12 protein-coding genes are annotated in these 13,359 nt (G+C 67.1%); 8 read left to right on the plus strand and 4 right to left on the minus strand.

All coding sequences use genetic code 11. The annotated features are described in order from the left end of the window. Window position 1: 1 nt before the first annotated feature. Window positions 2-1,360 (minus strand): bifunctional glutamate N-acetyltransferase/amino-acid acetyltransferase ArgJ, encoded by a 1,359-nt coding sequence (argJ, locus tag Q8K84_RS14920; protein WP_305283565.1) that lies wholly within the window; start codon window positions 1,358-1,360, stop codon window positions 2-4. A 95-nt stretch (window positions 1,361-1,455) separates the two neighbouring features. Beyond that, a complete protein-coding gene (locus Q8K84_RS14925) occupies window positions 1,456-2,457 on the minus strand; it encodes a peptidylprolyl isomerase (RefSeq protein WP_305283502.1) in 1,002 nt (333 codons plus the stop codon). Window positions 2,458-2,607: 150 nt separating this feature from the next. On the opposite strand from Q8K84_RS14925, the gene Q8K84_RS14930 reads away from it, so the two are divergent. The 5 genes from Q8K84_RS14930 to Q8K84_RS14950 all read left to right on the plus strand — a co-directional run bounded on the left by Q8K84_RS14930 (window position 2,608) and on the right by Q8K84_RS14950 (window position 8,817). Then, entirely contained in the window at window positions 2,608-3,777 is a 1,170-nt protein-coding gene (locus Q8K84_RS14930; RefSeq protein ID WP_305283503.1) for an acetyl-CoA C-acyltransferase, read from the plus strand. A gap of 237 nt (window positions 3,778-4,014) precedes the next feature. Further along, on the plus strand, window positions 4,015-6,774 hold the full coding sequence (gene secA / locus Q8K84_RS14935; protein ID WP_305283505.1) for a preprotein translocase subunit SecA: 2,760 nt from the start codon (window positions 4,015-4,017) through the stop codon (window positions 6,772-6,774). Between the two features lie 141 nt (window positions 6,775-6,915). Further along, window positions 6,916-7,563: a class I SAM-dependent methyltransferase gene (locus Q8K84_RS14940; protein WP_305283506.1), complete on the plus strand. Its 648-nt coding sequence runs from the start codon at window positions 6,916-6,918 to the stop codon at window positions 7,561-7,563. A 28-nt stretch (window positions 7,564-7,591) separates the two neighbouring features. Next, window positions 7,592-8,302, plus strand: a complete 711-nt coding sequence (locus Q8K84_RS14945) for a tetratricopeptide repeat protein (protein ID WP_305283507.1) — start codon at window positions 7,592-7,594, stop codon at window positions 8,300-8,302. 89 nt (window positions 8,303-8,391) lie between these two features. Then, window positions 8,392-8,817, plus strand: coding sequence for a hypothetical protein (locus tag Q8K84_RS14950; RefSeq protein WP_305283508.1), 426 nt, complete (start codon window positions 8,392-8,394; stop codon window positions 8,815-8,817). Here the strand turns inward: Q8K84_RS14950 and Q8K84_RS14955 are convergent. Together Q8K84_RS14955 and Q8K84_RS14960 are read right to left on the minus strand one after the other, a co-directional pair. After that, window positions 8,801-9,184 (minus strand): DUF4440 domain-containing protein, encoded by a 384-nt coding sequence (locus tag Q8K84_RS14955; protein WP_305283509.1) that lies wholly within the window; start codon window positions 9,182-9,184, stop codon window positions 8,801-8,803. The genes Q8K84_RS14950 and Q8K84_RS14955 overlap by 17 nt on opposite strands. Next, window positions 9,181-10,167 carry an NADPH:quinone reductase gene (locus Q8K84_RS14960; RefSeq protein WP_305283510.1) on the minus strand — a complete coding sequence of 329 codons (987 nt, stop codon included), beginning with the start codon at window positions 10,165-10,167 and terminating at the stop codon, window positions 9,181-9,183. Before Q8K84_RS14960 ends, Q8K84_RS14955 begins: the two co-directional genes overlap by 4 nt. Before the next feature lie 142 nt (window positions 10,168-10,309). Here Q8K84_RS14960 and Q8K84_RS14965 point away from each other — a divergent pair, with 142 nt between their 5' ends. The 3 genes from Q8K84_RS14965 to Q8K84_RS14975 all read left to right on the plus strand — a co-directional run bounded on the left by Q8K84_RS14965 (window position 10,310) and on the right by Q8K84_RS14975 (window position 13,296). Next, window positions 10,310-11,413 (plus strand): NADH:flavin oxidoreductase, encoded by a 1,104-nt coding sequence (locus Q8K84_RS14965; RefSeq protein ID WP_305283511.1) that lies wholly within the window; start codon window positions 10,310-10,312, stop codon window positions 11,411-11,413. Then, entirely contained in the window at window positions 11,410-12,561 is a 1,152-nt protein-coding gene (locus Q8K84_RS14970) for a trans-acting enoyl reductase family protein (RefSeq protein ID WP_305283512.1), read from the plus strand. Before Q8K84_RS14965 ends, Q8K84_RS14970 begins: the two co-directional genes overlap by 4 nt. A 138-nt stretch (window positions 12,562-12,699) precedes the next feature. Beyond that, the gene (locus Q8K84_RS14975; protein WP_305283513.1) at window positions 12,700-13,296 is read left to right on the plus strand and encodes a TetR/AcrR family transcriptional regulator; all 597 of its coding nucleotides are present in this window, start codon (window positions 12,700-12,702) and stop codon (window positions 13,294-13,296) included. Window positions 13,297-13,359: the final 63 nt, after the last annotated feature.

Here is a 13,359-nt window from a genome sequence, read left to right on the forward strand (position 1 = left end):
CTCAGGACCTGTAGTCGCCGTTGATGGCCACGTACTGCTTGGTCAGGTCGCAGGTCCAGACGGTGGCGCTGGCCTTTCCAACGCCCACATCGATGAAGACCTCGAGCTCCTGGCGCTTCATGTAGGCGCTCATCTTGGCCTCGTCATAGGTTGCCGAGACCAGGCCGTCCTGGGCGGCCCAATGTTCGCCAAAGCGCACCGACAGCTCATCGCGGTTCACCGGCTCATCGGCCCGGCCCACGGCCATGACGATCCGGCCCCAGTTGGCGTCTTCCCCAGCGAAGGCGGTCTTGACCAGGGGGCTCTCGGCCACTGTGCGGGCGATCTTGCGGGCCGAGATCGGGTTCTCGGCCCCCGCGACGGTGATCTTGACGAACTTGGTCGCCCCCTCCCCGTCCCGCACCAGCTGCAGGGCGAGATCGAGCAGCACCGCCTCCAACTTTTCGCGGAAGTCGGCCAGTCGCTTGTCGCCCGCCCGGGTGATCTTTGGCGCGCCGGACTGGCCGGTGGCGAACAGCAGCAGAGTGTCATTGGTCGAGCGGTCGCCATCCACCGTCACGCAGTTGAAGGTGGTGCGCACATAGAGGTTCACCAGGCTCTGCAGGGCGGGCGCGGAGATGGCCGCGTCGGTGGCGACAAAGGCCAGCATGGTCGCCATGTCTGGGGCGATCATGCCCGAGCCCTTGCAGATGCCGGCGATGCGGACCGGGACCCCGTCGACCATGGCTTCGGCGGTCGCGCCCTTGGGGAAGGTGTCGGTGGTCATGATCGCCCGCGCGGCGGCGCCCCAGTTGTCCGCCGACAGCTTCTGCTCCACCTCGGGCAGGCGCTGGGTGATCTTGGCGTCGTCCAGCAGCACGCCGATGACGCCCGTAGAGGCCAGCATCACGTCGCGCTGGCGGCAGTCGAACCGCTTGGCCACCGCCGAGGCCACCCGGCGCGCGGCGTCCGCCCCGGGCTTTCCTGTGAAGGCGTTGGCGCAGCCGGCGTTCACCACCAGGGCGCGGGCCTCAGCCCCCTTGGTGGCGGCCAGCTGCTTCTGGCACCAGTCCACCGGGGCCGACCCGACCTTGTGGCGGGTGAAGACCCCCGCGGCTGTCGTCCCGGGATCAAAGCTCATGACCAGCAGGTCATCACGCTCATGCTTGTAGAAGCCTGCCCGGCCCACCGCCAGGCGCACCCCGGCGACCGGGGCCATCGCCGGAAAGGGCACGGCGAGCGGCGAGACCGGCAGGGCGCCCTTGGCGGGAGCCGCTGGGGTCCGATCCAGGGCGCGGCTGGCCTTGTCGGCCCGTTTCAGGGCGGCGCGTTTCAGGGCGCTGGCCAGGGGGTCGAGGGCCCGCTCGATCTTCTGTCCCATGGCCTCGCCCACGCTCTCGGACGCCCGAGGCGCGACCTTGGCGGGCGCGGCGGCGGCCTTGGACGCCTTGGCCTTGTCAGAGGGCTTGCGGGCCATCACTTCGGCTCCGGCGTCTTGGCGGCCGGCGCCTTCGGCGCAGCGGCGGCCGGAGCCGGCTTTGGCGTAGGCGTAGGGGCCGGGACCGACTTGGCGGGCGGCGCCGCATCAGCGGGCTCAACCGGTGCGCCGGGCACGTCCTGGGCGGCCCCGATCAGGGTCTCGACCTTGGCCCGGCCGCGCAGCTTCTCCAGCAGGTCGCGCACCTGGTCATAGGTCAGAAAGCGGATGATCTGGGGGCGCGCGGCCTCAAGGGTGATCGGCTCCTCCAGCCGGCGGTCCTCGATGCGGACCACGGCGAAGCCGCCCTCGACTTCAAAGGGACCGACGATCTCGCCGGCCTTGGCCTCCTTGAGCGCCCCTTCATAGGCCTCGGGCATGACATCGGTGGTGAAGTAGCCCAGATCACCCCCATTGAAGCGGGTCGCCGCGTCCGTGGAGCGCTCCATAGCCAGGGCCTCGAAGGAGGCGCCCGTGGCCAGCAGGCTCTTGACCGCCTCACCCTCCTCAAGCGTGGCGACCAGGATCTGCCGAGCGCGGATTTCCTCCGACTGCCGGGCGAGCTTCAACTGTTCCTGATAGAGGCCGCGGATGGCGTTCTCATTCACGGCGTTGGAGACGACACTCTCCACGAGCATGTCCCCCAGGATACGCTCCCGGGCCGCGGCGAGCCGGCGCTGGGCTACAGGATCTTCGTCGAGATTGCGCGACAGGGCCTCAGCAGCCAGCAGCTTCTGATCGATCACCTCGTCCAGCACTCGACGGAAAAGATCCGAGGAGATGTCGAGGGGCTCGCCCTCGCCGATGAGGGCCTGGGCGACGGCCTCGCGCTTGACGTCGGAGGCCCAGACGGTCTTGCCGTCGACCCGGGCCACCGCCTCGTCTCCGGGCTGCGGCGGGCGCTCATCGCCGCCGCGATCGCCACAAGCGGCGAGCAGCAGGCCGACAGCGGTCAAAACGGCCACCAGACCGCCGAAAGACGTGGGTTTTGCACGGGTCATGGGCAGCTTCCCTTGAGCGCCGAGACGAGACTGCAGGCGCAGTCCGTCCCTAGCCATTTCCCCCGCGGGATGCAAAGGTTGCGGCGATCATAGCTCGGCGTCCGCACCACAAGCAGATGGCCGGATCATATTCATTCGGGAGAATTACATATGCGTGAAGCCGTTATCGTTTCCTACGCCCGCACGGGGCTCGCCAAGTCAGGCCGCGGGGGCTTCAACATGACCCCGACCATGAGCATGGGCGCGCATGCGGTGAAACACGCGGTCGAACGCTCGGGAATCGATCCTGCCGCCATTGAAGACTGCATTATGGGCAACGTGGCCCATGGCGCGGGCAATCTTGGCCGCCAGGTGGCCCTTCTCGCCGGCCTGCCCATCACCACCTCGGGTTCGACGGTCAACCGGTTCTGCTCCTCAGGCCTGAACACCATCGCGACGGCGGCCAACTATGTGCGCAATGACGGCGCTGACGCGGTCGTGGCCGGGGGCGTTGAGTCCCTGTCGATGCCCGGCGGCGGCGGCGGGCGCGAGAACATCGATCCCGTCCTGATCCAGAAGTACCCGGCCATCTTCATGCCGATGATCGACACCGCCGACATCGTCGCCGAGCGCTACAAGGTCAGCCGCGAGTCCCAGGACCAGTACTCGCTGGAATCCCAGCAGCGCATGGCTTCGGCGCAACAGGCGCAGAAGTTCAAGGACGAGATCGTCCCCATGAAGACCAAGATGAAGCAGGTCAACAAGGAGACGAAGGAAGAGACCGTCGTCGACTACACGGTCGATCGCGACGAGTGCAATCGCCCCGAAACGACCCTCGAGGGCCTCGCCAAGCTGCAGCCCGTCCGCGGCGAAGGCAAGTTCATCACCGCCGGCAATGCGAGCCAGCTCTCGGACGGCGCCGCCGCCGTGGTGATCATGGACTCCAAGGCCGCCGAAAAGGCTGGCCTGAGCCCCATGGGCGCCTTCAAGGGCTGGGTGGTCGCCGGCTGTGAACCCGACGAGATGGGCATCGGCCCGGTCTTCGCCATCCCGCGTCTGCTGGAGCGTCACGGCCTGACGGTCAATGATATCGACCTGTGGGAGCTGAACGAGGCCTTCGCCTCCCAGTGCCTCTATTCCCGCGACAAGCTGGGCATCGACCCGGAAAAGTACAACGTCAACGGCGGCTCCATCGCCATCGGCCACCCCTATGGCATGACCGGCGCCCGTCTGGCCGGCCACATCCTGCAGGAAGGCAAGCGCCGCGGCGCCAAGTACGCCGTGGTCTCGATGTGCATCGGCGGCGGCATGGGCGCTGCTGGCCTGTTCGAAGTCTACTAGTCTCAGACGCTAGCAGCTGATCAGGAAGGGCTCCCCGGCGACGGTGGAGCCCTTTTCCTTTGCCGCGCGGCGCCCGATTGAGGCTCCCCGGCGGGCCTTGCGTTGACACTGGGGGGGCCGCTGCTTAAGTCTCGGCCTCGCTCAAAGAGCGGGATTCCGGGCAGGCGAAGGTCAGACGGCGCGCCGTGCGCAACGCCCGCGACCCCGCATCGACCGCATTCTCGGACGCCCCCGCACATGTTTTTCCAACGGCTCTTCGGCTCCTCTCCCGACCGCAAGGTCAAGGCCTTCCAGGCCCGGGTCGCCAAGATCAATGCTCTCGAACCTCAGCTGGAGGCGCTGACAGACGAGCAGTTGCGCGGCAAGACCGAGGAATTCCGCGCCCGCCTCGCCAAGGGTGAGACCCTCGACCAGCTGCTGGAAGAGGCCTTCGCCGTCGTCCGCGAAGCCTCCAAGCGCACCATCGGCCTGCGCCACTTCGACGTGCAGATGGTTGGCGGCATGGTGCTCCACCGGGGCGGCATTTCCGAAATGCGCACGGGCGAAGGCAAGACCCTGGTCGCCACCCTGCCAGTCTATCTGAACGCCCTGGAAGGCAAGGGCGTCCACGCCATCACGGTCAATGACTACCTGGCCCAGCGCGACGCCGAATGGATGGGGCAGATCTACACCTTCCTCGGCATGAGCGTCGGCGTCATCGTCCATGGCCTGTCCCAGGGCCAGCGCAAGGCCGCCTACCAGTCGGACATCACCTACGGGACCAACAACGAGTTCGGCTTCGACTATCTGCGCGACAATCTGGTCTATGAGGCCGACGAGATGGTCCAGCGGGGCCATAACTTCGTGATCGTCGACGAGGTGGACTCCATCCTGATCGACGAGGCGCGGACGCCGTTGATCATCTCCGGGCCCACCGAGGACCGCAGCGAGTTCTACAAGACCATCGACGTCCTGGTGAAGGAGCTCATCAAGGACCCCGAGAACTTCGATCTCGACGAAAAGCAGCGCCAGGTCCTGCTGACCGAGATCGGCTCGGAGCGCATCGAGGAGATGCTGGAGCAGAGCGGCCATCTGGTGGAGGATTCCGCGGGCCTCTACGATCCGGCCAACGTCTCGTCGGTCCACCATGTGAACCAGGCCCTGCGGGCCAACGTCCTCTACACCCGCGACAAGGACTATATCATCCGCGCCGGCGAGGTGACCCTGATCGATGAGTTCACCGGCCGCATGATGCAGGGCCGCCGCCTGTCCGAAGGTCTTCACCAGGCCATCGAGGCCAAGGAAGGCGCCGAGATCCAGCCCGAGAACCAGACCCTGGCCTCGGTGACGATCCAGAACTATTTCCGCCTCTACAAGAAGCTGTCGGGCATGACCGGCACGGCCTCGACCGAGGCGCAGGAGTTCGGCGACATCTACAAGATGGAGGTCGTCGAGATCCCCACCAACCGGCCTGTCACCCGGGTGGACGAGGACGACGAGGTCTATCGCACGGGCGCCGAGAAGAACCAGGCGATCCTCAAGCAGATCGCCGATTGCTTCGTGCGCGGCCAGCCGATCCTGGTCGGCACGGTCTCCATCGAGAAGTCCGAGCTGCTGTCGGAGCTGCTTAAGACCCATGTCTTCGAGCACGAAGGCCAGACCCTCACCGGGATTCCGCACAACGTCCTGAACGCCCGCTATCATGAGCAGGAAGCCCTGATCGTGGCCGACGCCGGCGTGCCCGGCGCGGTGACCATCGCCACCAACATGGCCGGCCGAGGCACCGACATTCAGCTGGGCGGCAGCATCGACATGCGCCTGTCGCGCTGGCGTGACGAACAGCGTGGCCTGGGGATCGAACCCGACGCCGACGCCTATCTGGCGCGCCGTCGGGAGATCGAGGCCGAGATCATCGAGCTGAAGGAAAAGGCCCTGGCCGCCGGGGGCCTCTATGTCCTGGGCACCGAACGCCACGAGAGCCGCCGGATCGACAACCAGCTGCGCGGCCGGACCGGCCGTCAGGGGGACCCTGGGCGGTCAAAGTTCTTCCTGTCCTGCGAGGACGACCTGCTGCGCATCTTCGCCGGCGACCGGCTCGACTCGATCATGCGCACCTTCGGGGTCCAGGAAGGCGAGGCGATCACCCACAAGTGGCTGAACGGCGCCATCGCCACGGCCCAGAAGAAGGTCGAGCAGCGCAACTACGAGATCCGCAAGAACCTCCTGAAGTACGACGACGTCGTCAACGACCAGCGCAAGGCCGTGTTCGAGCAGCGCCAGGAGTTCATGGAGGCCGAAAACCTCACCGACGTGATCGGCGAGATGCGCGCCGACACCATCGAGGACATGGTCAACCGCCACCTGCCGCCCAAGGCCTATGCCGAGCAGTGGGATGTCGCTGGCCTGGACGAGCGGGTCCGCGAACTTCTCGGCCTGGAGTTGCCGATCAAGGCCTGGGCGGCTGAGGACGGAATCGCCAACGAGGAGATTCACGAGCGGATCACCGAGGCCGCCGACGCCCGGGCCGCCGAACGCGAGGTGGTGCTGAGCCCGGAGCGGATGCGCCTCCTGGAAAAGAGCTTCCTGCTGCAGACCATCGACCTGCAGTGGCGCGAGCACCTGATGCACCTCGACCACCTGCGCAACGTCATTGGCCTGCGGGGCTACGGCCAGCGCGACCCGCTGAATGAGTACAAGACCGAAGCCTTCTCCCTGTTCGAGAAGCTGCTCACCGATCTGCGCCACAACGTCACCAAGTGGATGATGACGGTGGTGATCCAGGAGGAGCAACCCGCGCCGCCCGTCCAGCCCGAACGGCTGGTGGAGGTTCACCTTGATCCTCTGACCGGGGAGAATGCGGCCACCGCCGGCGCTCTGCCGTCCGGCATGTCGCGGGAGCAACGCGAGGCCCTGCCGATCTCATCCCTGCCCGCGGGCTGGGAGCAGACCGGCCGCAACGCGCCCTGCCCCTGCGGATCCGGCAAGAAGTTCAAGCACTGCCACGGGGCCCTGGTCTAGGTGGGCCCGCCGCCGGTTCTGGAATCCAGCGGCCGGTGTCCCGTTTGCGAGGAAGAGGCGGTCTTCGCCTCGACCGACCATTGGCTTCGGGACGGATTTAAGTGCTCCGGTTGTGGCTCAATCCCCCGAGAGCGGGCTCTGATGCGCGTGCTGGCTGAACTCGCCCCGCACTGGCGAGGCCTGGCCATTCACGAGAGTTCTGGGTGTTCGGTGTCCAGCAACCGGCTACGCGCCGAATGCCCTGGCTATGTGGCGACCCAGTACGACCCGGCCACACCCTGGGGACAGCTCCACCCACACGGCTACCGCAGCGAGGACCTTGAGGCCCAGACCTTCGCGGACGCCAGCTTCGACGTTGTCGTCACCCAGGACGTGTTCGAGCACCTGTTCGCCCCGGACCGGGCCATCGCCGAGATCGCCCGCACGCTCAAGCCCGGCGGCTTCCACATCTGCACTGTGCCGATCGTGCGAAAGGCCGAGCCCTCGGTCCGGCGGGCCAGGCGGCGTCGCGACGGGACCGTGGAGCACCTGGCCGACCCCGAGTATCATGGGAATCCCATGGACCCGGACGGCGCCCTGGTGACGGTCGACTGGGGCTATGACATCGCCGACTATCTGGACCGGGCCAGCGGCCTGTCGACTACCATCCACACCATTGATGATCTCAGCCAGGGCATCCGCGCGGCCTATATCGAGGTTCTGGTCTCCAGAAAGCCCCTTCCCACCCAGGTGACGCCGGACGGCGCTCCTGATCGTCGCCCCTTCCTTCGCCGGCGTCTACGCCGTTAAGGTGAAGCTACACAAGGGAGGGCTTCGGGTGGAGAACATCAGATCCTGGATGCTGCGAGGCTTGGCCGCCCCTGGCCTAGCGCTCAGCCTTGCAGGCGCAGCCATGGCCCAGGCTCCCGACGGTTTCTCTCGCGCCGTGGCGGCTTTCAATTCCGGCGACTTCGCGACCGCCCTGGCCGGGTTCCGCCAGTCGGCGGCCCAGGGAAACAACGCGGCTCTGAATAACCTCGGCCTGATGTACGCCAACGGCTGGGGGGTGGCCGAGGACGACGCTGAGGCGGTGCGATGGTATCGTCAGGCCGCTGACCAGGGCAACGTCAAGGCCATGTACGCCCTGAGCGTCATGTATTCGTCGGGCGAGGGCGTACCCCAGGATGGCGGCCTGGCGATGAGTTGGCGGCTCAAGGCCGCCAAGGGGGGTGACTCCAGCGCCCAGCAGGCGCTGGGGACCGACTACCGCCACGGCCTCAATGGCGTCGCCGAGAATCCGGTCGAGGCCGCCCGCTGGCATGGCTTGGCCGCCGCGCAGGGAAACCTGATTTCACAGAAGGCCATGGCCTGGATGTACGACCGCGGCGAGGGCGTCCCGGCCGACGCCGTTCAGTCCTATGTCTGGTGGTCTCTGGCCGCCGCCCGCGGGGACAGCCATGCGACAACCGAGCGTGAGAAGCTCGCCAGCCGCATGACGCCCAACCAACTCGCCGAAGGCCAGCGCCGTCTCGGTTCGCCGGCGCGCTGATAACCTCCCAGGTCTCGGACCAGGGCATTGCATGATTGGTTACGGTGTAACATCACTAGGTTCTGATGTTTTGAGCCGGGGGGCGCTCCATGCTGAATTTGGATTTCTGGACCGGGCGGCTGCGGCTGCTGGGCCTGATCGCCGTGGCGATCAGCATCGCGACCTGGGCCATGGAGCTATCGGGCCTGGTTTATGTCTGTCCCTACTGCCGGACTCAGCGGACGGTCATTGGCCTGCTGGGCCTGCTGATGCTGACCCCCAATCCCGGTTTCTGGATCAGCCGATATCTTGGCGCAGTCCTTGGCGTGTTCGGCCTGGTGGTGGGATCGACCCAGCATTTCAACGGCTGGCGCAAGGTGATGAAGGGTGAGTTCGTCCTGTCGCCCAAGGTCTATGACGACGCCTTCCTGCTGTCAGGGGCGGCGATCTTCATCATCGTGGCCCAGGTCCTGCTGCTCTACGCCTACCGCAAGCCGGCGGTCATGATGGCGGAGCCTGTCAGCCCTGGAGCGTGACGAAGGTCTCGCTCTCGATCAGCCACTGACCGCGGACCTTGGTCCAGGCGGCCAGATACCAGCCTGCGATGTGCTCGCCCTGGCTGCGGGAGACCGCCACCCAGGTCCCCCGTTCAGCGGCGCGTGCGCCGGCCGCGTCCAGCTCGACCGCCTCAGGGGTGCGCACGAAGGCTGAAAAGTCCGGGTCGGCGAACTGAGCGGCGAAGGCGGCGATCACCGCCTCGACCCCGGTGATCAGGGCCCCGTCGCCGACGATCAGGTTCACGCCGGGGACGAAGAAAGGCTTCAGCCGCGCCGCCTCTTTCGCCGCGATCAGCCTGTTGGTCAGGCGGCGACGGGCGAGGATGGCGTCCGTGGGCGTGGTCAAGGCTCAACCACCACCGTGCCGACCTTGGTTCCGGCCTCCACCGCCTCATGGGCCGCCGCGCAATCTTCCAGCCGATAGGTCCCGGCCACCGACAGGATGGCCTGGCCGGTCCCGATCCAGGCGGTGATATCGGCCTGGGCGCGCCGTCTGGCCTCATGCGGGCTGACCGGCAGATAGACCCCGTGGATTGACAGGTTCAGGCCCATCAAGACGCCTGCGGGGATCACCGGCTCGCGAGATCCCTTGGTGGCGTAATAGGCGATGGATCCGTTCAGGCTGACGCTGGCCAGGGTGGAGGCGGCATTGCCGCCGAAGTCCACCTCGACCACATGATGTACGCCCTGGCCGCCCGTCAGGTCGCGGACCCTGGCGGCTACGTCCTCGCGACGATAGTCGATGGTGTGGTCGACGCCGCCGGCCCTGGCCCGCTCAGCCTTGTCGGCGTTGGACACCGTGGCGATCACCGTGGCGCCCGCCCACTTGGCCAGTTGCACCGCGTAGTGGCCCACGGCGCCGGCCCCGCCTGTCACCAGGACCGTGCGACCCTGCACCGGGCCTGCGAGGAACAGCGCCCGGTGGGCGGTCATGCAGGGAATGCCCAGGGTCGCCCCTTGCGCGAACGACACCTCGTCCGGAAGCGGGCGGATGAGGTCCACGTCCAGCTCGATGAATTCCGCCGCCGAGCCAAAGGCTCGCCCATTGCGCTGGCCGTTGTAGAACCAGACCCGGCGACCAACCCAGGCCGGCGAGACCCCAGGCCCCACCGCCTCGACCACGCCAGCCCCATCGCTGTGAGGAATGATCCTGGGATAGGCCATGGGCGCGCCCGAGGCGCCGCCCCGCATGCCCACATCGGACGGATTGACCCCGGAGGCCTTCACCGCGATCAGCACCTGGCCCTGGCCGGCCTGGGGCGTGGGCTGGTCGCCCAGTTGCAGGACCTGCCGCGCAGGCCCGGTTTGATCGTACCAGACGGCTCGCATGTCGCCTCCCAGGGTTGCTCTTGCCCCCTGGATGACCTGGGCGCGCGCTGGTGACAAGTCCGCCCCTTACGCAACGGCGCCCCTTCGTTGCGGCGCCCGCCTCGTCTATGAACAGGGTTCACCTGCCGCCGGAGACGAGACCATGGCTGAGCCCAACCTGTTTGCGCACCTCAGCTTCCCGCACGGGCCTGAGATGAAGAACCGCTTCATGCTGGCCCCCCTGACCAATACCCAGAGTCATGCGGACGGGACCCTGTCGGACGACGAATTCCACTGGCTGACCATGCGGGCCAAGGGCGGCTTTGGCCTGACCATGACCTGCGCAGCCCACGTCCAGAAAATCGGTCAGGGCTTCCCTGGCCAGCTGGGGGTCTTCTCCGACGACCATCTGCCGGGGCTCACCCGCCTGGCCGCCGCCATCAAGGCGCAGGGCAGCGTCGCGGTCCTGCAGTTGCACCATGCGGGCAACCGTTCGCCCAAGGAGCTGATCGGCGAAGCGCCGGTCTGTCCCTCCGATGATCCCGAGACCGAGGCGCGGGCGCTGACCGAGACCGAGGTCGCCGCGCTCATCGAAGCCTTCATCGTCGGCGCCGAACGCGCCAAGAGGGCCGGCTTCGACGGGGTCGAGGTGCATGGCGCCCACGGCTACATCCTCTGCCAGTTCCTCTCGGCCGATCTCAACCACCGCACTGACGCCTATGGCGGTTCGGCTGAAAATCGCGCCCGCATCATCGTGGAGATCGTCGAAGGTATCCGCGCCCGCTGCGGCGAGGACTTCCTGCTGGGCCTGCGCCTGTCGCCGGAGCGGTTTGGCCTGAAACTGGCCGAGATCCGCGACCTGGCCGCCCAGATGCTCACCCATCCAGCCCTGGACTTCCTCGACATGTCGCTGTGGGACGTCCGCAAGGAGCCGACCGAGGCCGAGTTCAAGGGGCGCAGCCTGATGTCCTATTTCGCTGACCTGCCCCGGGCGAACGTCCGGCTGGGCGTCGCGGGCAAGATCATGACCGCGGCCCAGGCCCGGGACGCCCTGGCCGCCGGCGCCGACTATGTTCTGATCGGCCGGGCCGCCATCCTGCATCATGACTATCCGCGCAAGGTCGAGGGCGATGTGGACTTCGCGCCCGTCGCCCTGCCAGTGAGCCGCGCCCACCTGGCCGCCGAGGGCCTGAGCCCCAACTTCATCACCTATATGAACAACTGGCCGGGCTTCGTGGCCCAGGACCAGACGGAGGACGCCCTGTGAGACAAGACGCCGAGTTCGACATCATCGTCTATGGCGCCACCGGCTTCACCGGCCGGCTGGTGGCTGAGCATCTGGCCAAGCGCTACGGCGTGGGCGGCGAGGTGAAATGGGCCATGGCCGGGCGCAGCGCCGACAAGCTGGCCGCCGTCCGCGACGAGATCGGCGCCCCAGCCGACACGCCCTTCGTGGTCGCCGACGCCGACGACAAGGCGTCCCTGAAGGCCATGGTCGAGCGGACCAAGGCGGTCATCACCACCGTCGGTCCCTATCAGCTCTACGGAAATGACCTAGTCGCCGCCTGCGTCGCGGCCGGGACCGACTATCTCGATCTCTGCGGCGAACCGGTGTGGATGCGCCACATGATCGACGCCCATGAGGCGAAGGCGAAGGAGACCGGCGCGCGGATCGTCTTCTCCTGCGGCTTCGACTCCATCCCTTTCGAGCTCGGCGTCTTCTATCTGGCGCAGGAGGCCAAGGCGAAGCTCGGCCACACCCTGCCCCGGGTGAAGGGCCGCGTGCGCAAGATGAAGGGCGGCTTCTCTGGCGGCACCGCCGCCAGCCTCAAGGCCACCATGGCGGCCCTGTCCAAGGACCCCAGCCTGTTCGCCCTGATGGTCGACCACTTCGCCCTGACGCCAGGCTTCAAGGGCCCCGAACAGCCCAAGGGCGACAAGGTTGAGGAGGACGCAGACCTGGGCGCCACCGTCGGCCCCTTCGTCATGGCCGCCATCAATACCCGCAACGTCCATCGTTCGAACCTGCTGACCGGCCACGCCTATGGTCAGGACCTCGCCTATGACGAGATGGTGGTGGTCGATCCCAACGCCCCGCCGGCCCCGGCCCTGGGCGCAGAGGGCGGTCCCAAGCCCGGCGAAGGCCCCAGCAAGGAAGACCGCGAGACCGGCTTCTTCGATGTCCTGTTCATCGGACTGGGCGAGGGCGGCGAGCAGATGCGCGTGGCCGTCACCGGCGACAAGGATCCGGGCTATGGCTGCACCTCGAAGATGATCGGCGAGGCCGCCATCTGCCTGATCAATGAATGCCCCGACACGGCGGGCGGAATCTGGACGCCCGGCGCCGCCATGGGCATGAAGCTGATCGAGCGCCTGCGGGCCAACGCCGGCATGACCTTCGAGGTTGAGGCCTGAGATCATCGCAGGGCCCCGCCGTCCGACCGACGGTGGGGCCACCGGCCCCAGAGGCCGCCCGGCCAACTTGATTTTACGACGTAAATGTAACAGTGAGGTTGTCGTGATGCATGCGATCAACCTGCTGTTCGAGGTCTGATGCCCCGGGTCCTGACCGAGTCCGATGTCGCCGACTTCCGCGACCGCCTCTGCGAGGTGGCCGAGACGCTGTTCGCCCAGCGCGGGCCCGAGGCCGTGACCATGCGCCAACTGGCCAGCGCCTTAGGCGTCAGCCCCATGACTCCCTACCGCTACTTCAAGGACAAGGACGACATCCTGGCCGCGGTCCGCACGGCGGGCTTCGATCGCTTCGCCGAGGCCCTGGAGGCCGCCTATGGGCAGCCCGGCGACGCCAGGGCCAAGGGCGCGGCGGTGGGCGAGGCCTATGTGACCTTCGCCTTCGACCATCCCCAGACCTACAAGCTGATGTTCGACATGTATCAGCCCAACGAGGTCGACTATCCTGAGCTCTCCCGGGCTGCGGACCGCGCGCGGGCGACCATGAGCCAATATGTCCGTAGCCTGGTGGAGTCCGGCCACCTGGCTGGCGACCCGGTGAGGATCGGCGAGATGTTCTGGGCCTCGACCCATGGCTGCATCGTCTTGGAGATGGTGGGCAAGCTGCCCCCCGGTGGGGCTCGCAAGCTGATCGCCGAGGTGATCCCGGCCATTTCCCGAGGCCTGCGTACGGCCTGAGCGCCCTTGACGCGCCCTGGGTCAAGCCGGGCAACCTCTCTCTCAACTAGCCAGAGGGAGCGC

It is taken from the genome of Phenylobacterium sp. (assembly GCF_030679875.1).
GTDB lineage: Bacteria > Pseudomonadota > Alphaproteobacteria > Caulobacterales > Caulobacteraceae > Phenylobacterium.

What these genes read in the sequence shown, in the direction of transcription:
- argJ (WP_305283565.1), bottom strand. Translation starts at nt 1,360, where the DNA reads ATGGGACAGAAGATCGAGCGGGCCCTCGACCCCCTGGCCAGCGCCCTG.
- secA (WP_305283505.1), top strand. Translation starts at nt 4,015, where the DNA reads ATGTTTTTCCAACGGCTCTTCGGCTCCTCTCCCGACCGCAAGGTCAAG.
- Q8K84_RS14975 (WP_305283513.1), top strand. Translation starts at nt 12,700, where the DNA reads ATGCCCCGGGTCCTGACCGAGTCCGATGTCGCCGACTTCCGCGACCGC.
- Q8K84_RS14950 (WP_305283508.1), top strand. Translation starts at nt 8,392, where the DNA reads ATGCTGAATTTGGATTTCTGGACCGGGCGGCTGCGGCTGCTGGGCCTG.
- Q8K84_RS14965 (WP_305283511.1), top strand. Translation starts at nt 10,310, where the DNA reads ATGGCTGAGCCCAACCTGTTTGCGCACCTCAGCTTCCCGCACGGGCCT.
- Q8K84_RS14925 (WP_305283502.1), bottom strand. Translation starts at nt 2,457, where the DNA reads ATGACCCGTGCAAAACCCACGTCTTTCGGCGGTCTGGTGGCCGTTTTG.
- Q8K84_RS14960 (WP_305283510.1), bottom strand. Translation starts at nt 10,167, where the DNA reads ATGCGAGCCGTCTGGTACGATCAAACCGGGCCTGCGCGGCAGGTCCTG.
- Q8K84_RS14930 (WP_305283503.1), top strand. Translation starts at nt 2,608, where the DNA reads ATGCGTGAAGCCGTTATCGTTTCCTACGCCCGCACGGGGCTCGCCAAG.
- Q8K84_RS14940 (WP_305283506.1), top strand. Translation starts at nt 6,916, where the DNA reads ATGCGCGTGCTGGCTGAACTCGCCCCGCACTGGCGAGGCCTGGCCATT.